This window comes from Vreelandella aquamarina, from assembly GCF_900110265.1.
Taxonomy (GTDB): Bacteria; Pseudomonadota; Gammaproteobacteria; order Pseudomonadales; family Halomonadaceae; genus Vreelandella; species Vreelandella aquamarina.
Genome location: NZ_FODB01000001.1, coordinates 1 through 20415 on the forward strand (window position 1 = coordinate 1; position 20415 = coordinate 20415).

The following is a 20415-nucleotide window of genomic DNA, read 5'->3' on the forward strand; positions in this document are numbered from 1 at the left end:
CGACACCGTGAGGTGTCGGGATGGGCGAACAGGAGTCAGCAGAGGCCATATTAGGCTCTCTAACCAAGAGCTGAAGGGCTGAACCTGTCACGAGTGGATAGTTGACCACTCTCTGATGTGTACGAGCAGAAGCCTCCCCGGAGGGCTCTCGATAACTGTATGGCGGGCCGGAAGCCCAAAGACTGTCGAAGCGCTCAGAGCACACAGGCGAGCGAATTCAGCGGAACGAAGCTCAGCCCGATAATGGGGGACAGGAACCGCCGTGGTACGGATCCGTTTGCCCGGTGGTGTGAGAGGACGGGGGAGGCGACTCCCCCTCCTACTCGATCCTGTTATTTCGGCTCAAAAATTGGCCCCCAGCGATAGGGGCCAAGGCGTGTTTGGGACTGTAGTACTAATTACTCCCAGTTACCTCGCTCGAGGAATGCTGTTTACCCATGTGCTCCGTTGGGGAAGGGCCATTAACCTTGCGCTTTATGGTCGGCGAGTGCTGTAGCCACCGCTTCTTCCCATTGGCCTGCGGTAATTCCCCAATGCTCCATTTCCGCTTGGTCGGGTGAACCTTCCGCAGCGCTATTGAGCTCTTCTGCGGAGTAGCGCTCAAAACAGTGCTTCGCAAAAGCTTTGGTTTTGCCATCTTGCAACTGGTTAATCATTTCCATGTATGACTCCTTTCCTTGATAAGAATCTGCCAATAATCGCGAGTGACTGCGCGGTTATTGCAGGCTTCAGTGTAGCGGCTCTCGCATCATTGTGCAGAGTGTTAACGCAATGATGTTATGTCAGCAGGGCATCCAAGATGATTTTCAGTGCGATGCTCGCCAACAAACACATAATGAGATTATCAAACCAGCGGTGGGGTAACCGCCTGCCAAGTTGTGCACCAATAGGCATGGCGGCGAGTATTACAAGCAATGCGCCCAGGCTGTAGAGCGTGCGCTCACCCGTAAGAATGCCAGCACTGAGTAGTGCAGGTATTTGCACGAGGGTAATGGCAACGAAAAATACCGAAATTGAGCCAATAAAAACGCGACGCTCAAGCTGCATGGCATTCAAAAAAGTGACTGAGGCAGGGGCTGACATGCCCGCAGCGCCTTGAAGCACACCCGCCAACAAACCGACGGGGAGTACAATTCGCTTTGCGACCGTAAAGGGTAGCGTTGCGGTACGCTTGGCCAGCTTGATGATGAGATACAAAAGGATTGCTGCAGCGACGCCTAGCGATAGCAGTGTTGGTGAGAGCACTACTAGCCCCCAGGTGCCAAGTACAATGCCAGCGCCACCGGCTACGGCAAATGAGAGTAGAAAGCGCAGGGGGAGAAGGTGCTGGCGGTACTGCCATACCTGAAGCGCATTGCTAAAAAGATTGGGAGCTACCAACACTGCAATGGCCAGCTTAACGTCATAAAGCATGGTCAATACAGGTACAACGACCACCGGCACTCCCGAGCCAATTGCTCCCTTAATAATCCCCGCAATGGCGAAAGTGAGCAGTGCAATAATCACGGCGAGTTTCCTTGAGCAGGCATCATGGGCGATACCTGCTATGGGTGAAGCGCTAAGGGCCTATCTAAGCACGTAGCAGGGCGTATAGGGTTGTCCATCAAGCTTCATGCGCCCTTGGGCAACAAAGGAGCTAAGCAACGCGTCTAAACGCTGCATCAATTCTGGCTCAGCGGTGAGCTCGAAGGGGCCATGAGCTTCAATGGCGCGAATGCCCGGCTCTTTCACGTTACCCGCCACAATGCCGGAGAAAGCGCGCCTTAGGTTGGCGGCCAGCTCGTGGGTGGGCTGCTGGCGGTGAAGGGCCAGGCCGCGCATCGCTTCGTGGGTGGGCTCAAAGGGTGCTTGAAACTCACGGGCGATGGTTAAGCGCCAGTTGTAGTAGAAGGCGTCTTGATGTTGGCGGCGGAAATCGGCAATTTGGTCAATGCCTTCGCGCATTGTGCGAGCAACGGCCACCGGGTCGCCCGTAATAATGGTGTAGTAGCGGCGAATCTCTTCACCGAGGGTGTATACCAGGAATTCATCGATTTTCTGAAAGTAAGCCGCGGAGTTGGCAGGGCCGGTAAAGATGAGGGGGAAGGGGATCTCCCGGTTGCTGGGGTGCAACAGAATACCCAGCAAATAGAGAATCTCTTCTGCGGTGCCCACGCCACCGGGGAAGACAATAATGCCGTGGCCTAGACGCACAAACGCTTCTAGACGTTTCTCGATATCCGGCATGACGACGAGCTCGTTAACGATGGGGTTAGGTGCTTCGGCAGCGATAATACCGGGCTCCGAGATGCCCAGGTAACGGCCATCTTTACGGCGCTGTTTGGCATGCGCTACGTTGGCTCCTTTCATCGGGCCTTTCATAGCCCCAGGCCCACAGCCGGTGCAGATATCTAAATCGCGCAAGCCCAAGTGGTAGCCCACATCCTTGGTGTACTCGTACTCTTCGCGGGAAATAGAGTGCCCGCCCCAGCACACCACTAAACTAGGGTCACGACCAGGTTTAAGAGTGCCCGCCTTGCGCAGGATATGAAACACCGCATTGGTGGTGCCTTCGCCCGTACTGAGATCAAAGCGCTTGTGGTGCTGAATTTCGTTATAAACATACACAATGTCGCGAATGATGGATGAGAGATGTTCGCGAATACCGCGAATCATGCGTCCATCTACAAACGCTTCTGCGGGCGCGTTAGTCAGCTTTAGGCGAATGCCGCGATCTTGCTGCAGTACTTCAATGTCGAAATCTTTATAGGCTTCGAGAATGGCCAAGCTGTCATCAGTAGCGCTACCGCAATTAAGTACGGCAAGCGCGCAGCGGCGCAGTAAATCGTGCAAACCACTTTTAGACGTGCTCTTGAGCCGATTAACCTCATGCTGCGAGAGGACTTCAAGGCTTCCTTCAGGAGAAATAATGCTGGAAATCGTGGCACGAGGCGCTGGGGTTTGCGTCATTAGTCTGGCTGTCCCTAAGAGTGTTAGTAACGAACCTGCATACTAGCACGGCGCTTGGCGCTGTTCAGCAATGCGGCTAAGCGCCCGTCTTAGCAGCGTTTGTGCTACGCTAGGGTCCTGCAAGCGCACGCGGCAGCGGGTGCGATAGCACGTTACAATAGTGCTTCACGTCAGCGCCTTACGATGATGGATAATGAGGATGTTGCTTAAACCCTATGTTTAATGCCCAATACTTTCGGACGTTTATAACGTTAGTGGAAACCGGCAGTTTCACACGAACGGCGCGTCGTTTAGAGATGACGCAGCCTGGGGTTAGCCAGCATATTCGTAAGTTGGAGAGCTATCTTGGCAAAACGTTGTTAGAGCGCCGTGGCAGAAGTTTTACCCTGACCGAATCGGGCCGCCGTGCCTATGATTACGCACTTAAGCTGTTTGCCGAGCATGAGCAGTTTCGGCATGGCTTGGATGATGACTCGTTGGATAGCGGCGAATGCCGGATTGCATCACCCGGCAGCGTAGGGCTGATGTTTTACCCGTATATTCTCGGTCAGCAGCAGATGCATCCCAACCTGACCGTTAACTATAGCTTTGCGTTTAACCACGAGATCGTCAACGACCTGCTTGAAGGCCGCTACGATATCGGTATCGTGACCGAGCAGGTCAATCACCCTGAGCTCACTTGCACGGTATGGCATAAAGAGCCGCTCTGCTTGGTCGTGCCTGCTGATTTTGCAGGCAGCACGTTGTCGGAGCTGATGGGGATTGGCTTTATCAACTATTACGATGGGATTAACCACGCCAACGCGCTGTTACGGGCGAACTACCCCGATGAGTTTCGCTCCATGACTCATTTCCGTCATCAGGGATTCACCAATGAAGTGAGCATGGTGCTGGACGCAGTGGCGAGGGGGCTTGGCTTTACGGTGGTCTCGCGCTTAGTGCTCGAAACATCGCCGTGGCAGCGGCAGGTGAAGGCGTTAGCGCTTCCCCAAGCGATTAACGAAGTGCTCTATCTTCTTCGTCGCCAAGATTCTGTCCTACCTAAACGCTATGAAAAGCTGTTGAACGGCTTTCATGATCAGCGTCTCCAAGAAAAAACGCCCCTGATACCCGAATAAACGGGCCAGAGGCGTTTCCTATCGCGCTATGGGTTCTGCTTAACGGCGATACTCGTCAATGCTGGGGCAGGAGCAGATCAACTGCCGATCACCAAAGACGTTATCGACGCGATTCACTGAGGGCCAGTATTTCGACGCCATCACTGCTTCTGTGGGGAAGGCACCTAGCTGGCGGTCATAAGGCCGGTCCCATGCGCTATCCATTAGGTCGGCTTGTGTGTGTGGCGCATTCACCAGCGGGTTATTATCCAGCGGCCACTCGCCGCTCTCTACCCGTGCAATCTCTTCACGAATTGCAATCATCGCATCGCAGAAGCGGTCAATTTCGTAGAGTGATTCAGATTCCGTGGGCTCAATCATCAGCGTACCCGGTACTGGGAACGACATGGTGGGGGCATGGAAGCCGTAATCCATCAAACGTTTGGCGATATCTTCTTCACTAATACCAGACGCGCTCTTCAGCGGACGAATATCAATGATGCACTCATGGGCGACATTGCCGTTCTGGCCGCGATAGAGAATCGGATAGGACGCTTCTAAACGCTTGGCAATATAGTTGGCGTTAAGAATGGCCAGCTCGGTGGCTTCACGCAGGCCACGGGCACCCATCATCTTAATGTACGCCCACGAGATCGGCAGAATGGAAGCGCTGCCAAAGGCTGCCGCCGACACTGCGCCGCTCTCTGGGTTAACGCCGTTGATGGGCGTCACCACATGGTTAGGCACAAACGGGGCAAGGTGCGCTTTAACGCCGATCGGGCCCATACCTGGACCACCGCCTCCGTGGGGGATGCAGAATGTTTTGTGCAAGTTCAGGTGAGACACGTCGCCGCCGAAGTCACCAGGGCGAGTGAGGCCAACCTGAGCATTCATGTTAGCGCCATCGACGTAAACTTGGCCGCCATGCTGGTGCACCACTTCGCATACTTTGCGAACGTGCGACTCAAAGACGCCGTGGGTGGACGGGTAGGTAATCATCACCGCTGAAAGCCGCTCGCTGTGCTGCTGGGCTTTGCGGGTCAAATCCTCTAAATCTATGTTGCCGTTGGCATCGCACTCCACCACCACCACTTCCATGCTCAGCATGGCGGCAGAGGCCGGGTTAGTGCCGTGGGCGGAGCTGGGAATCAAGCACACATCACGGTGAGCTTCACCTTGCGCTGCCTGATAGCGGCGAATCGCCAGCAAGCCCGCGTATTCACCCTGCGCGCCTGAGTTAGGCTGCATCGAGATATGGTCATAGCCGGTGACTTCGACTAAGAACGCTGCCAGCTCATCAATCATCTGATGGTAGCCCGCCACCTGATCACGCGGCGCAAATGGGTGCAGGTTGGAAAACGCAGGCCATGAGACAGGAATCATTTCGCTAGTCGCGTTGAGCTTCATGGTGCAGGAACCTAGCGGGATCATGGCATGGGCCAGCGACAGGTCTTTGTTCTCAAGACGCTTTAGGTAGCGCAGCATTTCGGTTTCGCTGCGGTAGCGATTGAAGGTTGGATGTTCAAGAAAATCGCTTTCCCGCTGGTAGGCGGCCGGAATACCGCTCAGCTTATCGGTCACTACCTGGTCGTCCAACACTGCCACGGCCAGACCATGCTCATCGCCCAGCAGGACGTCGAATAGGGCGGCGACATCGTGAGCGGTGGTCGTTTCATCCAGGCTGATACCCACATCGCCATTGGCGAAGTAGTGCAGGTTGATATCGTGGGTCATGGCGCGGCCGTGAATTTTGCCCGCGTCTACCTGGGTTAGGCGTAGCGTATCGAACCAGGTGTTATTCGCTAGTTGCACGCCGGCTTGCTGTAGGCCAGTAGCCAACACAGTAGTCAGGCGGTGAACGCGACCGGCAATTTTGCGTAGGCCTTCTGCGCCATGATAGGTGGCGTAGAAACCGGCAATATTGGCTAGTAGCGCTTGTGCGGTACAGATATTCGACGTCGCTTTCTCACGGCGGATGTGCTGCTCGCGGGTTTGCATGGCCATGCGCAGCGCGGTTTTGCCACGGCTGTCTTTAGAGACGCCGATAATCCGCCCTGGGATCGAGCGCTTGAGTTTGTCGGAGGTAGCGAAGAACGCCGCATGCGGGCCGCCAAAGCCCATGGGCACCCCAAAGCGCTGCGAGTTACCTACGACAATATCCGCACCCATCGCGCCCGGCTCTTTCAGCAGCACCAGGCTAAGCAGGTCGGTGGCCACGCAGGTCATAATGCCGCGCTCTTGAGCCGCCTTTAGCATCGGGGCTAAGTCGCTGACGCTGCCGCTGGCAGAGGGGTACTGAACCAGAGCGCCAAACACATCGTGTTCGGCAAGGCTTTCGGCGGGGCCGGTGATCAGCTCAAAGCCAAAGAACTCGGCACGGGTTTTGACGACATCTAACGTTTGCGGAAAGAGGTCGTCAGCCACGAAGAACGCGTTCGACTTGCTCTTTTTATTGCCGCGCTTACACAGTGCCATGGCTTCTGCGGCGGCGGTGGCCTCATCCAGCAGGGAGGCGTTGGCAAGCTCCATGCCGGTTAAATCCATAATCACCTGCTGGAAGTTTAGCAATCCCTCCAGACGGCCCTGGGAAATTTCGGGCTGGTAAGGCGTGTAAGCGGTATACCAACCGGGATTTTCCAGCACGTTGCGCTGAATCACTGCGGGCATGTGGGTGTTGTAGTAACCCTGGCCAATATAGCTTTTGCTGACGCGGTTCTGGCGCGCTAACTGGCTCAAATATTCAAGGGCTTCCGCTTCACTGCGGGGGTCGTCAAGGGCAAGTTCGCGACCTAGGCGAATATCGCTAGGCACGGTTTGCTCAATCAGGTCTTCCATGCGCTGCATATTGAGCGCTTTTAACATGGTGGCGACATCATCGGGGCTGGGCCCGTTATGGCGTTTGATAAAAGCATCGTGGTCGGCCAGTTCGGCCAATCGGCGTGATTCAAAAGGCATGGGGGAGATTCCGGACGTAATGAGAAAACCGTGCAGAGGCGATAATAAAGCGCCTGCCGCAGGGGCAGGCGCTTTGGCTACATGACTTAGGTGTCGGCGCTCAGCGTCGCTTGATACGCATCGGCATCTAAGAGACCTTCAAAGGCTTGGTCGGTAACACGCACTTTCATAATCCAGCCGCCTTCATAGGGGGCGTCGTTCACCGTTTCGGGAGCGTCTTCGAGGGCTTCGTTCACTTCAATTACTTCGCCATTGACCGGCGAGTAAAGGTCAGAGGCCGCTTTCACGGATTCAATGACGCCAAACTCTTTCCCTTTGCTTAGGGATTGGCCAACTTCGGGCAGTTCAACAAATACCACATCACCTAGCGCTTCTTGCGCGTGGTCGGTGATGCCGATGGTGACGGTGCCATCTTGATGATCAAGCACCCATTCATGGCTGGCAGCGTAACGAAGATTGGCAGGAAGATTGCTCATAGTGATTCCCTTATAAAATCAGTGGACAGAACGAAAGCATACTAGCGCTTGTCGTTCGCCTTGGCGACTGTGGCCAGCTCGCAGTGAGCGTAAGTGGGTATATGGTACCGTGTTTCTTATCGGAAACAAATTTCTTCATTGCCTCCAAAAGGCTAAAAATGGATGCTCTTTTTCTGTTGTTTCAGTGCGCCAGCCAGTTTCAAAAAGAGCAGCTTTCTCTATCAGCAGGCGACATTGGCATGGAAGCGCACTAAGAAAATGGTGTAAAACATACCCATCATCCGTTTTTCCAGCGTTAATTAAGCGCTATGGTGGGAACGCTTGGTGATTCCATCTGCTATCGGATGGAGTGGGTGAACAACCTAACCTTCATAACAAATGCATTAATCAATTGGGTAAGGAGAGTCGTGTGGAAACGTTAACAAGCCTATTAGGGGCCATTAACGGCGTGGTGTGGGGCCCGTTAATGCTGATCCTGCTATTGGGGGTGGGTATCTACCTGCAGATTGGCTTGAAACTGATGCCGATACGTAAACTCGGCATGGGTTTCAAGCTAATGTGGCAAGGCCGCGATGCCAAGCCATCCGATAAAACCTCTGCAAAACCCGGCGATGAGGGGGAAATTTCTCCCTTTAACGCGTTGATGACAGCACTGTCTGCGACGATTGGTACCGGTAATATTGCCGGTGTGGCAACGGCCATCGCATTAGGTGGCCCAGGTGCTGTGTTCTGGATGTGGATTACCGCACTGGTGGGTATGGCGACCAAGTTTGCCGAGGCAGTGCTGGCAGTACGCTACCGGGAAACCGATAGCACCGGCTATCACGTGGGTGGGCCGATGTTCTACATCAAAAATGGTCTGGGCCGTAAGTGGCTGTGGCTGGGCGGTCTGTTCTCGTTCTTTGGCGCGGTGGCGGCCTTCGGGATTGGTAATACCGTACAGTCTAACTCTGTGGCTGACGCCATGGATGCCACCTTTGGTGTTCCTCACTGGTTAACCGGCGTTATCATCATGGTACTGGCCGGTGCAGTGATATTGGGTGGCATCAAGCGCATTGCCAAGGTGGCTGGTAAGCTGGTACCGGTGATGGGCATTGCTTATGTGATTGCGGGCTTGCTGGTGCTGATCGTTAATGCGGGCCAAATCGGTGACGCCTTTGGGCTGATCTTCTACTACGCCTTCAACCCCATGGCAGCAGCCGGTGGCTTTGCCGGTGCTGCGGTAATGGCCGCCATCCGCTTTGGCGTGGCGCGGGGTATTTTCTCCAATGAAGCAGGTCTGGGCAGTGCACCGATTGCTCACGCTGCTGCGCAGACGAAAAACCCGGTTCGTCAGGGCTTGATTGCCATGCTGGGTACGTTCATTGATACCATCATCGTGTGTACCATCACGGCGCTGGTGATCTTGACCTCTACCGTGTGGATGGAAGGCGAAGCGGGCGCTTCGCTCACCGCGCTCTCCTTTGATGCGGCGCTGCCTGGCTTTGGTAATCAGATCGTGGCCATTGCGCTAGCAATCTTTGCTTTTACCACCATTCTTGGCTGGTCGTTTTACGGTGAGAAATGCTGCCAGTTCCTGTTCGGTACGCGCTCTATTATGCTGTACCGAGTGCTGTTCGTACTGGCTATTCCGCTGGGTGCAGTTGCGCAATTGGGCTTTATCTGGCTGATGGCAGACACCTTCAACGCGATGATGGCGATTCCTAACCTCATTGCCCTGGCGCTGCTGTCTCCGGTTGTCTTTAAGCTCACTCGGGATTATTTCGCTGGTAAGGACGTGCTGCCGGGTGAAGCCCTGGATCATGATAAATAAGGCCTGCCTGTAAGCAGGTAATGCACGATGTAATAGAGCCGGGAAGCCTAGTAAGGCTTCCCGTTTCTCTTTTTTGACAGAGGAAATGCCATGACTGATCTGAAACACACGCCACTTCATGCGCTTCACATGCAGCTAGGGGCCAAGATGGTGCCTTTTGCCGGGTACGATATGCCGGTGCAATACCCGCTGGGTGTTAAAAAAGAGCATGAGCATACCCGCGAGCGGTGTGGCTTGTTCGATGTGTCGCATATGGGACAGATTCTGGTCTCCGGAGAAAAGGTCGCTGAAGCGCTGGAAAGTCTTATCCCAGCGGACTTGGTAGGCTTGCAAAAAGGCCAGCAGCGTTATGGCCTTTTTACCAGCACCGATGGCGGTATTATTGATGATTTGATGGTGGTGAATGCTGGCGATCACTTCTATCTGGTGGTGAACGCGGCATGCAAAGACCAAGATATTGCCCATTTGCGCGCTAATCTTGGTAACACTCATCAAATCGATGTGCTTGATCGCGGTCTGCTGGCGCTTCAAGGGCCACAGGCCCGCGATGTGATGCAGCGGCTCTGCCCGCAAGCCTGTGAGCTAACGTTTATGCAACATGGTCGTTACACGCTGGCAGGATGTGACGTGTGGATCAGCCGCAGTGGTTATACCGGCGAAGATGGCTTTGAAATCTCTGTCGCGGCTGACGAGTGTCAGGCGCTTGCCGAAGCGCTGCTGGCCGAGCCTGAAGTAGAAGCGATTGGCTTGGGCGCGCGTGATTCACTGCGCTTAGAAGCGGGCTTGTGCCTATATGGTCACGATATGGATATGCAAACCACGCCTGTCGAGGCCGGCTTGATCTGGGCCATTGGCAAGCCGCGTCGCCATGGCGGCGAGCGAGCAGCGGGTTTCCCCGGAGCCGATGTGATTTTGCACCAAGTGGATACCAAAGATCATACCCGCAAGCGGGTTGGGCTGGTAGCAGAAGGGCGCGCGCCGGTGCGAGAAGGCAGTCTGCTGGTAGATGAAGCGGGCAATGAAATTGGCGTAGTGACTTCCGGAGGTTTTGGGCCAAGCGTCGGTAAACCTATTGCCATGGGGTACCTCGCCCGTGAGTGGGAAGCGCCCGGTACTACCGTCTACGCGTTAGTACGCGGCAAGCAGCTACCCATGAGCGTTTCCGCGATGCCATTTGTGGCCCCTGGTTACTATCGCGGTTAAATTAGCGAGCGCAGTTAATTCAAAAAAGATGCAAAAGCCCCTCGCGGGGCTTTTGCATGCGGAATATGCTTACCTTAGCACCTGTCGTGGGTCGATGGGTTTCCCCCCCTGACGTAAGTCAAACAGCAGATCATAACGCTGTGTCGCGTTACTTTGTCCTACATCACACAGCTCATCACCTGTACTCACCTGGTCCCCTACGCGGACGAGAATCCGCTCGCAGAGCGCGTAAACGGTTTGCAAGTTATCGGCATGGTGCACAATCACGACATCGCCGAGCTGTCGCATGCTATCTGCAAAGCGTACTTCACCAGGAGCAACGGCCTTAGCACGAGCGCCTGCCTGAGTTGCCAACAACATGGGCTGTAGTGTGCCGCGGCTGTCGGCACCAAACTGACGAACCACACGATAATCCTCTAAAGGCCACGGCCATCGGCGTGCCGAAGCTGGCAAACTAGCGCTTGGCGCAGGGGCAGGCGTTGGTGCATTACGGTTATTGGCGCTACTAGCGGCTGAACTACTGCTTGATGATGCCGTTCTAGCGGTACTGCTAAGCGGTACGCTAATGATTTGCCCGACACGCAATGCCGTGGGGGAAGTGCCTTGGTTAGCACTCTGGATTCGCCCCGTTGTGGTGTTAAAGTGCCTGGCAATACCTGAGAAGGTATCACCGGGCCGGATTTGATAGCGATAAGGGCCGCCAGAAGGCGCTCGCTCCTGCTGGGTTGGGATCAATAGGCGCTGACCAACGGCTAAACGGCGAGAGTCAACCCCCGGGTTGAAGCGCTCTAGCCGTTCAAGTGGTACGTCAGCCCGTGCCGCGAGCTGCCCTAGCGTATCGCCACGTCTAACCTCTACCCAGTTGCCGCCAATAGCGCTGGCGCTGCTAGCGGCGGGCACCCGCTGGCTAGAGGAGGGGGCAGAGCTGGCGCAGCCAGTTAGCACGCTGGCCAATACACAAATGGTGAGCCAGTGGCTTAGTCGTGGTCGCTGAGGCGATCTAGCAAGGTATCTTTTTCCTGCCAGAGTGAGTTGATCCATGCGTGGAAGCGTTCCTTATGCTGCGGTTCGTCATGGTAGTTGGCAGTTTGCATCCATTCAGGAATGGCTAGCTGCCGGGCTTCAAGCGTAATGGGGGCTTCTTTACCGCATAAAAAACCCATAAACGTGGGTGATGGGTTGGTATAGCTAATAGTGACGTCAAGAATACCATCCAACTGATCACCCAGCAGGCTAAGTACTTGGGCAATTCCTCCTGCTTTAGGGCGAAGCAGATGCTGGAATGGACTTTGCTGCGACTCGCGTTTGGCGACGGTAAAGCGGGTTCCCTCGACAAAATTAAAAATAGCGATAGGGGCATGGCGAGCTTGGCGGCACATGCGCTCAGTGGATTCCCGGTCAACTGTGGCTAGCTTGGGGTTATTGGCGATCTGCTCACGGCTAAAGCGACGCATAAAGGGAAACTCAAGCGCCCAGAAAGCGAGACCAACAATCGGGATCCAGATAAGCTGGTGTTTGAGAAAAAAGCGCGGCATAGGAATGCGCCGGTGCAGTGCCATAAGCAGAATAAAGATATCGGTCCAACTGCGATGGTTGGAGATTACCAGCCACCACTGCTCAGGGCTTAATGTATCTGGCACGTTGATCGAGACATTAGGTTTTAACCAGTGCCGCATCCACCACAAATTGACGCCAATCCAGTTTAGTGCGACGGCACATAGCCCTTTAAGCAGCCACTCTTTTTGCCGCCGCCCAGGGACGATGACTTTGAGCAGCGTCAGAATAATCAGGGGGACACCCCAAACCAGCGTGTTCAACGTCAGCAGCAAGATGCTAACGCCCCCTTTAATAATTGGCATACCACAATCCTCACAGCTATTCGTCTGCGTGCTAAAGGCCTTTTAATCACGCGCTTAGCGATAAATGCTAATAGATCAGCGCCACGCTGCCCAGCATAACCGTATCAAAGCGTTATACGTCAATGGGTAGGGAGGGTGCTTTAACGCTCGCAAGCAACACGCTACGCAGCGCATGTGCCGCCACGGAAAGCTCTTCCTGGGTCAGGATCCCCACTCGGCAAGCGATGCTTGGCTCGACAAGTGGTACGCAGCGCGCACCCAGCTCATGCATTTGCTGAATGCACATGGAAGGCACAGCGCTGACCCCTAGACCTTCCGCGACCATTCGTCCGACGGTAGAGAGCTGGTGGCTTTCAAAGGCGACAGGGAGGTCTATATGGCGCTTTTCAAGCTCTTGCTCCAGTAAGCGCCGTACCATGGAAGGGCGTTGTAGCGTGATAAAGTCATTCTCAAGCAGCTGCGTCCAGGGCAGTGTGTCGCGGTGAGCCAGGGGAGAGGTGGGAGGAACCACGGCGACAAACTGATCTTCAAACAAAGGTGTAAAACTTAAGCTTCCCTGGCCCTCCGGCGAGAAGGCAATGCCAATCTCTACCTGTCGGGAGCGCACCATATCCGTGACTTCTTCATTGATCACATCGTGCACCGTGACGTTGATTTTGGGGTACTGTTGTCGAAACTTAACCAGTGCACTGGGTAATAGATTGCAGGCAAAAGACGGCATGGCCGCAACGCTGAGTCGCCCTAGCTGTAACGTAAACCGCTGGCGCAGGCGTTCCTCGGTGTTATCCCACTGCGCCAGCAGATGTTTGGCAAGCGGGAGCAGCGACTCCCCCTCTGGGGTTAGTCGCACGCTACGGGTGCTACGGATAAGCAGTTTGCCGCCTAGCGAATCTTCTAACCCTTTGATGGCAAGGCTTAGGGCGGGCTGTGAAAGGTGCAGGCGCTCACATGCCTGGGTAAAGCTTAGGGTCTGTGCCACGGCTAAAAATGCACGAAGCTGCTTGACGGTCATGGCGTCTCTTTATAAGTTATTAAAATAAATTGATAAGAAAAACAAACTTAACAAATATATCATCTAGGACAACACTGGCAATACTGTTCTGATCGTCATACTCACTATGTATGGCGCGACATTCCAACAAACGCTTCTTGCACACTATTCTCGACAAACGCTCTCAACACCGATACGTACTCAACAACAATGTGAGGCATAACAATGGCAGGATTCGACAAGCGTGTAGCTTCTTACGAAGAAGCAATGGAAGGCATTGAAAGCGGCATGACCGTCCTCGCAGGTGGCTTTGGTCTGTGTGGTATTCCAGAAAATCTGATTGCAGAAATCAAACGTCGTGGTGTGAAAGACCTTACCGTTGTCTCTAACAACTGTGGCGTCGATGGTTTTGGCTTAGGCCTTCTGCTCGAAGATCGGCAAATTAGCAAAATCTTCGCCTCCTACGTAGGCGAAAACGCGCTGTTTGAGCAGCAAATGCTGAATAATGAAATTGAGGTGGTACTGACCCCTCAAGGAACGCTGGCAGAAAAAATGCGTGCTGGCGGAGCGGGCATTCCCGCCTTCTACACGGCTACTGGTTATGGCACCCCGATTGGAGAAGGCAAAGAAGAGCGCGTGTTCGATGGCCGCCACTATATTTTAGAAGAAGCCATTAAAGGCGATTTTGCGATTGTGAAAGGCTGGAAAGCCGACCGCTATGGCAACGTGATGTATCGCCATACTGCACAGAACTTTAACCCCATGGTCGCCACGGCAGGCAAGATCACCGTTGTAGAAGTTGAGGAGATTGTTGAACCAGGCGAGCTGGAGCCAAGCCAGATTCATACGCCGGGTATCTACGTGGATCGTATTATTCAAAGCACATTCGAGAAGCGTATTGAGAAGCGCACGGTGCGCAGCTAAGTGCAACAACGCCAACAATCAACTAACTGCTAAGACAAGAGGTGGCACCATGGCTTTAACTCGCGAACAGATGGCACAGCGCGTTGCCCGTGAACTGCAGGATGGTTTTTACGTCAATTTAGGCATTGGTATTCCTACCCTGGTAGCTAACTATATCCCAGATGGTATAGATGTCATGCTCCAGTCTGAAAATGGCTTGCTGGGCATGGGGCGCTTCCCCACTGAGGAAGAAGTGGACCCCGATATGATTAACGCGGGCAAACAGACCGTTACCGCTCGTCCTGGCGCTGCCATTTTCTCATCCGCTGAGTCGTTTGCCATGATTCGTGGCGGACATGTGGACTTAACCGTACTGGGTGCGTTCGAGGTTGATCAGGAGGGCAATATCGCCTCTTGGATGGTCCCCGGTAAGCTCATCAAAGGTATGGGTGGGGCGATGGACCTTGTGGCTGGCGCAGAAAATATTATTTGCACCATGACTCATGCATCCAAACACGGTGAATCCAAATTGCTGGAAAAATGTAACTTGCCGCTCACTGGCGCCGGGTGCATCAATCGAGTGCTAACGGATCTGGCTTACCTGGAAATTAAAGATGGTGCCTTCATCCTTAAAGAGCGCGCGCCCGGCGTTAGCGTTGAGGAAATTGTCGAGAAAACTGCAGGCAAGCTGATCGTTCCTGACCACGTTCCAGAAATGACCTTCGACGAGTAACACTGAAAGCGAGCATGGTGAAATGGCGTGGGTCTTGGCTCACGCCATGCTTAGCTGTTTTTGGGTGAGTGCCAAGCTTCCCAAGTAATCCGGTAACAGTCAAAGCCTGAGTTAAGCGTCACCAGCGTTAAATATTCAGCAGTGGTGCTAAGAGGCCATTAATTGCTTATCACGGACAAACTGGTCGAATTCGGTAAAGCCGCCAATGTGCTGCTGGTCGACAAAGATTTGCGGTACGGTATGAATGGGTTTGCCCGCAGTTTTGGCGATATCTTCCTTGGTAACGCCTTCTGAGGGCATGTCTACATAGCGGTAGCCATCAATTTTGCCGTTACTCTCGAGGTGTTCGGCAAGATGCTTGGCACGTACACAGAATGGGCACGACATGCGCCCAAAAATGACCACAAACATGGCAACAACTCCTTTACGATACAGAAATAAGTAAGTGCTTGGATTAGGAATCAGCGCCCATTGTGGCGTAGGGCACAGGTTTTCGCCAATAGCACCACACTACGTGCCCTATAAAGCCGCACAATGAGTAATGGAACAGTAGGAGAAGCCATGCAAACCCTGGCTCCGCATGAATATGGTTATTTAGCTGAGCTTGCTAAGTGCTACCGCGATGAGCACTTAGCAGGACTTAAGCAGCAGGCGCACTTCAATCCGCGATTAGGCGTTGATGCGCTCTGTTTTCAGCATATTGAGTCGCGCATTAGCGGCGCCAGCGTGATGGCTGGCGCTTTAATTACGCCTTGTGAGCTATGGCTTGTCGCGCTGCCAGAGCAGTCTGCTTTACAAGCGCCACTTGAGTCACAGTGTGCGTTAACGCTTCCTTCAGGCCGTTACTCACTGCAACTAGAGCGTTTGCCCGCGGGTATCGAGCTTTATAAGCGAAAAATCTTAGAAGATCTAAGCGATCTTGAAACGCTTCAAGAGACAGCACGATTAGCACAGCGCATGATGGAACAGCTAATGACCCCGAACGCTGTACCGCAAGGGTAGAGTAGGCAGAAGCTGCCGGCGACTCCTATACTCATGAGCGTTTATACATTCATTACCGTGCAGTTAATAAAAGGACGTCTGAATGTCATCCCAAAAAGCTTCAACCCCTCGGGTTGCCGTGGTGACTGGTACCAGCAGTGGTATCGGTGAAGCCGTTGTTAAACACTTTTGCGAGCAGGGCCACCAAGTCCTGGCCGTCGATTTTAATCCTGCTGGAAAAGAGATTGCAGAAGCGGCAGGCGCGGCGTTTTACCAAGCGGATCTCACCGACGCAGATGCATGCCGTGGCGCGATTGCTGAGGCAGTGAAACGCTTTGGTAGCGTGGATATTTTGGTGAATAATGCCGGAATTCAGCATGTCGCTTCTATCGAGACTTTTCCCGAAGAGAAGTGGCGGCAAATTATCGACCTGATGCTGACCGCGCCATTCCTTCTCACCCAGGCCGCTTGGCCTTATATGCGTGAAAAGGGCTGGGGGCGAGTGGTAAATATTGCCTCAATCCATGCGCAGGTGGCATCGCCGGGTAAGGCGGCGTATATCAGCGCCAAACACGGCATGATTGGGTTAACCAAAACCGCTGCGCTGGAAGGCGGCGAACAGGGCATTACCGCCAATGCGATTTGCCCTGCGTATGTTAAAACCCCGTTAGTAGATAACCAGATTGCCGATCAGGCCAAGCTGCATGGTATGGATGAGCAAGAGGTGATCGAGAAAATCATGCTCAAAAACGCCGCGATTAAGCGCTTAATCGACCCCTCCGAAGTTGCTCAGTTGGTCGCTTACCTGACGTCAGATGCGGCGGGCGCAGTCACTGGCGCTAGCTGGAATATTGATCTCGGCTGGACAGCACACTAACCCAGCCCCCCGCCTGTTACGATGGCCAGTGGAGCTTGATAACGGGCGGGCTCAGCGGCGAACCGGGCGTTTTTGCAACTTGCGCTGTAGTGTGCGGCGGTGCATGCCTAGCGCCCGGGCCGTGGCGGAAATATTGCCATCATGCTCTTGCAGCACTTTTTGGATATGCTCCCAGGTAATCCGGTTGATGGAAGGGGGATTATCCGCCAGCTCGATATTGGGGTCAGCGTCAGGGTGTTCAAAGGCCGCCATCACATCGTCGGCATCTGCCGGTTTACACAGGTAGTTGATCGCGCCAAGTTTGATAGCTTCTACCGCCGTAGCAATGCTGGAGTAGCCCGTGAGCACAACGATGCGACAGCTTGGTACTGCGGAGAGCAGTTCAGGCAGCAGCTTAAGGCCAGAGCTATGCTCCAGCTTTAAATCAAGCGTGGCCATGGTGGGCGTAAACTGTGCCGCGATATTCAGCGCTTGGTCGGCGTCGTGAGCGACCATCACTTCAAAGCCGCGGCGGGTCAGTGCGCGGCTTAGTACGTGGCAAAACATTTTATCGTCATCGACAATCAGCAGACGTTGCTCTTGGTTCTGCATAGTACCCTCATTTGTCTAAATAGCTGCCGTCTCACCCTAGGTTGGTGCTGAGCAACGCGGCAGGGTGACCTCGGTCAGCGTTCCACCTTCTGGATGGTTATAAAGGCTAACGCCGCCGCCGAAGCGGTTAATCGTGGCGTGGGTGAGAAATAGGCCAATGCCCATGCCTTTGCTTTTAGTGGAGACAAAGGTATCGCCTAGCTGATCCGCAATTGACATCGCCACGCCTGGGCCGTGATCACGAATATCAATCACCACCTCCTCGTCTTGCCAATCCAGGCGAATAGCAATGTGCTCGGGGTTGGCATCGGCGGCGTTATTCAACAAGTTAGTCAGTGCTTGGTCTAAGGTGGCATCAACTGCCAGCCAAGGTCTGCCGCGGCGTTCAGCGACTTCAAAACGATGGCTAACATCGGGCCGAATTACGAGCCAGCGTTGTACCACGCCTGCCAGCCATACTTCCGCATCGAGTATTTCAGGTTCGGCCATGCGCCGACGGTCAGCATTGCTGACCAAGTGCTGCAGGCGCGATTTACAGATATCCACCTGCTGGCGCAGCAGCGCAATGTCTTGCCCTAGTGAGCTCTCTTGCTCCGCGTCCGCCTGCATCTCTTTCAATAGCACGGCCATCGTAGAAAGCGGCGTTCCCAGTTCATGAGCAGTACCCGCTGCTTGGGTGGCCACGGCGAGCACTTGCTCGTTGCGTAGCGCAGCCTCCCGGGTGCGGGAAAGCGCTTTATCCCGGCTGCGCAGGGCGTGGGCCATTTTATAAATAAAGAAGGTGACTAGGCCGGCAGAAAGTCCGAAGTTCAGCCACATTCCTAGGATATGTAGACTTAACGGGCCATCGCTACTGATATGTCCTAGCTGCGGTATCGGGTGGTAGTAAAACATCAGGAAGCTGTAGCCCGCCATGGCGCAGGCGGCGATGATCCACGCGTGGCGCCAAGGTAGGGTGGCTGCGGCAATAGTCACCGGCACCAAGTAGTAAGTGATAAACGGGTTGGTGGAGCCCCCTGAAAAGTAAAACAGCAGCGTGAGCCCTGCGATGTCGGCTAGTAAATGCGTTAAATACTCGCCATGGCTAACGGCTCTAGGCCTACCCAGCCGCCACCACGTGGCAATGTTCAACATGCCCATGGCAATGACTACGCTGACCACGGCTGTGACGGGCAAGTTAAACGCTAGTAGTTCGATGCCTACAATAATGGCCATCAAAAACCCCGTCCAGGTGATCCCCCGAACGATGGTGAGCCGTACCAGATTGCGGTTAGGCGTAGAGAGCGGCAAGGGCAGAGCAGTAGGCATGAGGCGGCTTATTTACTTGATGTTTTGACGCTATGGATAACGAACTTAATAAATAGGGTCATGACAAACGTCATCCAACCCGCAGAGGCTAACAGGTTAAACAGCAGCATCTTCGGAGGGAGCCAGGCCGAGCCGAGCAACGCTTCCAACATAATGTGGAAAAACATCGCCAGTAGCAGCGGGAGCGCCAGCGTGTGAATCCACATGTCAGTGCGGCGCTTACGAATGTGGTAACGGCGCAGTAAATAGCGCATAGGTCGATGTGCCCAGCTAAACAGGACCAGCGTTGCCACCACAAATAGCATCGCCAGAGTAGGTTCGGTGCTTTGACGGTGCATTGATATAGAAATCGACCATGCGAGCCCCAGCCACGCCAATCCCTCGATGCTGGCGATAAAATCCGCATAGCGTCGTACGTTCTGCATAAACAACTGAATCCTTGATCTTACAGCGTGCCGCCATGATACGACACTTGCGCTTATCTGTGGGGGTAACGCGCAGATTTATCCTATCGCCGTATTGAGTATACTGTGGCAGCTCTCTGAACTCCCTTACCCAAGATCAGAATAGGATTTGCCGTGGACGCTATTACCATTACCCGCCCCGATGATTGGCACCTGCATTTACGTGATGATGAGGCGTTAAACGCCGTGGTGGGGCATACTGCTGCGCAAATGGGGCGCGCTATTATTATGCCTAACCTGAAACCGCCGGTGACGACGACAGAGCAGGCAATAGCATATCGCGAGCGAATCCTGGCAGCGCTACCAGAGGGCAGTGCGTTTGAGCCTTTGATGGTGCTTTATCTGACGGATACGACGCCACCTGAAGAAATTGAGCGCGCGGTAAAAAGCGGTATTGTTAAAGCCGTGAAGCTCTATCCAGCAGGGGCGACGACCAATTCTGCGTCAGGTGTGACGGATATTGCTCACTGTGACGCCACGATTGCTATGATGGCCAAGCTAGGCATGCCGTTATTGGTGCATGGAGAAGTCACTGATCACGAGATCGATATTTTCGATCGGGAAGCGATGTTTATTGAGCGGGTGATGAAACCACTGCTGGCGCGTCACCCTAGTTTGAAAGTGGTATTCGAGCACATTACCACTCAGCAGGCCGCTGAGTTTGTGGCCAGCGCCTCCGATAACGTAGCGGCGACTATCACCGCTCACCATTTGCTGTTCAATCGCAACAAAATGTTAGCGGGCGGCATTCGTCCTCACTACTACTGCTTGCCTATTCTCAAGCGTGAACAGCATCGCCAAGCCCTGCTGAAAGCGGCGACCAGCGGTAGCCCGAAATTCTTTTTAGGCACGGATAGCGCACCCCACGCGAAAGGCGATAAGGAGTCGAGCTGCGGCTGTGCTGGTGCCTATACCGCTCCCGCTGCCATCGAGCTATACGCGACGGCGTTCGAAGAGATGCAGGCGCTGGATAAGCTAGAAGCGTTTGCTAGCCTGAACGGCCCACGCTTCTACGGCTTGGCGCCGAATACGGATACGGTAACCCTTGAGCGCCGTCAATGGGTATTGCCCGAGAGTTACCCCTACGCATCGGGACAAACCATTGTGCCGCTGCTGGCAGGTGAAACACTGCAATGGGCGATGAAAAAGTAATGCGCTGTATAAGTCTCAACGAAAACGGAGCCATTAAGGCTCCGTTTTCGTTAGCGCAGTTAG

Annotated in this window: 20 protein-coding genes; 8 read left to right on the forward strand and 12 right to left on the reverse strand. The window is 54.1% G+C overall.

Annotated elements, in window-relative coordinates; all coding sequences use genetic code 11:
- Positions 1-461: 461 nt before the first annotated feature.
- The 3 genes from BMY49_RS00005 to ppnN form a co-directional block, all read right to left on the reverse strand.
- Positions 462-662 carry a hypothetical protein gene (locus tag BMY49_RS00005; RefSeq protein ID WP_044630531.1) on the reverse strand — a complete coding sequence of 67 codons (201 nt, stop codon included), beginning with the start codon at positions 660-662 and terminating at the stop codon, positions 462-464.
- 115 nt (positions 663-777) lie between these two features.
- Complete coding sequence (locus BMY49_RS00010) at positions 778-1506, reverse strand: sulfite exporter TauE/SafE family protein (RefSeq protein WP_089674423.1); 729 nt, start codon at positions 1504-1506, stop codon at positions 778-780.
- Between the two features lie 60 nt (positions 1507-1566).
- Positions 1567-2949 carry a nucleotide 5'-monophosphate nucleosidase PpnN gene (gene ppnN, locus BMY49_RS00015; RefSeq protein ID WP_044630533.1) on the reverse strand — a complete coding sequence of 461 codons (1383 nt, stop codon included), beginning with the start codon at positions 2947-2949 and terminating at the stop codon, positions 1567-1569.
- Between the two features lie 215 nt (positions 2950-3164).
- Here ppnN and BMY49_RS00020 point away from each other — a divergent pair, with 215 nt between their 5' ends.
- Positions 3165-4067: a LysR family transcriptional regulator gene (locus BMY49_RS00020; RefSeq protein WP_044630534.1), complete on the forward strand. Its 903-nt coding sequence runs from the start codon at positions 3165-3167 to the stop codon at positions 4065-4067.
- Positions 4068-4106: 39 nt separating this feature from the next.
- Here the strand turns inward: BMY49_RS00020 and gcvP are convergent, their stop codons facing one another.
- Entirely contained in the window at positions 4107-7001 is a 2895-nt protein-coding gene (gene gcvP / locus BMY49_RS00025) for an aminomethyl-transferring glycine dehydrogenase (protein WP_044630535.1), read from the reverse strand.
- Between the two features lie 86 nt (positions 7002-7087).
- Positions 7088-7477, reverse strand: coding sequence for a glycine cleavage system protein GcvH (gene gcvH, locus BMY49_RS00030; RefSeq protein ID WP_058577968.1), 390 nt, complete (start codon positions 7475-7477; stop codon positions 7088-7090).
- A gap of 409 nt (positions 7478-7886) precedes the next feature.
- Between gcvH and BMY49_RS00035 the strand changes: the two genes are divergently transcribed.
- Positions 7887-9290, forward strand: coding sequence for an alanine/glycine:cation symporter family protein (locus BMY49_RS00035; RefSeq protein ID WP_089674425.1), 1404 nt, complete (start codon positions 7887-7889; stop codon positions 9288-9290).
- A 90-nt stretch (positions 9291-9380) separates the two neighbouring features.
- Positions 9381-10493 (forward strand): glycine cleavage system aminomethyltransferase GcvT, encoded by a 1113-nt coding sequence (gcvT, locus tag BMY49_RS00040; protein ID WP_089674427.1) that lies wholly within the window; start codon positions 9381-9383, stop codon positions 10491-10493.
- A 69-nt stretch (positions 10494-10562) separates the two neighbouring features.
- Here the strand turns inward: gcvT and BMY49_RS00045 are convergent, their stop codons facing one another.
- From BMY49_RS00045 to BMY49_RS00055, 3 genes are all read right to left on the reverse strand, one after another.
- Positions 10563-11438, reverse strand: coding sequence for a LysM peptidoglycan-binding domain-containing protein (locus BMY49_RS00045; protein WP_089674498.1), 876 nt, complete (start codon positions 11436-11438; stop codon positions 10563-10565).
- 32 nt (positions 11439-11470) lie between these two features.
- The gene (locus tag BMY49_RS00050) at positions 11471-12352 is read right to left on the reverse strand and encodes an acyltransferase (protein ID WP_089674429.1); all 882 of its coding nucleotides are present in this window, start codon (positions 12350-12352) and stop codon (positions 11471-11473) included.
- 112 nt (positions 12353-12464) lie between these two features.
- The gene (locus tag BMY49_RS00055; RefSeq protein WP_089674431.1) at positions 12465-13364 is read right to left on the reverse strand and encodes a LysR family transcriptional regulator; all 900 of its coding nucleotides are present in this window, start codon (positions 13362-13364) and stop codon (positions 12465-12467) included.
- A 204-nt stretch (positions 13365-13568) separates the two neighbouring features.
- Here BMY49_RS00055 and BMY49_RS00060 point away from each other — a divergent pair, with 204 nt between their 5' ends.
- Positions 13569-14267 (forward strand): CoA transferase subunit A, encoded by a 699-nt coding sequence (locus BMY49_RS00060; protein ID WP_074210606.1) that lies wholly within the window; start codon positions 13569-13571, stop codon positions 14265-14267.
- Between the two features lie 49 nt (positions 14268-14316).
- On the forward strand, positions 14317-14979 hold the full coding sequence (locus BMY49_RS00065) for a CoA transferase subunit B (protein WP_044630542.1): 663 nt from the start codon (positions 14317-14319) through the stop codon (positions 14977-14979).
- 147 nt (positions 14980-15126) lie between these two features.
- Here the strand turns inward: BMY49_RS00065 and BMY49_RS00070 are convergent, their stop codons facing one another.
- Positions 15127-15390, reverse strand: a complete 264-nt coding sequence (locus BMY49_RS00070; RefSeq protein WP_044630543.1) for a GrxA family glutaredoxin — start codon at positions 15388-15390, stop codon at positions 15127-15129.
- 123 nt (positions 15391-15513) lie between these two features.
- On the opposite strand from BMY49_RS00070, the gene hybE reads away from it, so the two are divergent.
- Positions 15514-15981 (forward strand): [NiFe]-hydrogenase assembly chaperone HybE, encoded by a 468-nt coding sequence (gene hybE / locus BMY49_RS00075; protein ID WP_244154863.1) that lies wholly within the window; start codon positions 15514-15516, stop codon positions 15979-15981.
- 82 nt (positions 15982-16063) lie between these two features.
- A complete protein-coding gene (locus BMY49_RS00080) occupies positions 16064-16837 on the forward strand; it encodes a 3-hydroxybutyrate dehydrogenase (protein WP_054641583.1) in 774 nt (257 codons plus the stop codon).
- A gap of 51 nt (positions 16838-16888) precedes the next feature.
- Here BMY49_RS00080 and BMY49_RS00085 read toward each other — a convergent pair whose 3' ends face one another.
- The 3 genes from BMY49_RS00085 to BMY49_RS00095 are packed head-to-tail and all read right to left on the reverse strand — an operon-like array spanning position 16889 to position 19161.
- Positions 16889-17428, reverse strand: a complete 540-nt coding sequence (locus BMY49_RS00085; protein ID WP_089674432.1) for a response regulator transcription factor — start codon at positions 17426-17428, stop codon at positions 16889-16891.
- 36 nt (positions 17429-17464) lie between these two features.
- Positions 17465-18736 (reverse strand): ATP-binding protein, encoded by a 1272-nt coding sequence (locus BMY49_RS00090; protein WP_044630547.1) that lies wholly within the window; start codon positions 18734-18736, stop codon positions 17465-17467.
- Positions 18737-18744: 8 nt separating this feature from the next.
- Complete coding sequence (locus BMY49_RS00095) at positions 18745-19161, reverse strand: hypothetical protein (RefSeq protein WP_044630548.1); 417 nt, start codon at positions 19159-19161, stop codon at positions 18745-18747.
- Positions 19162-19314: 153 nt separating this feature from the next.
- On the opposite strand from BMY49_RS00095, the gene pyrC reads away from it, so the two are divergent.
- Positions 19315-20352, forward strand: a complete 1038-nt coding sequence (gene pyrC / locus BMY49_RS00100) for a dihydroorotase (RefSeq protein WP_044630549.1) — start codon at positions 19315-19317, stop codon at positions 20350-20352.
- Positions 20353-20415: the final 63 nt, after the last annotated feature.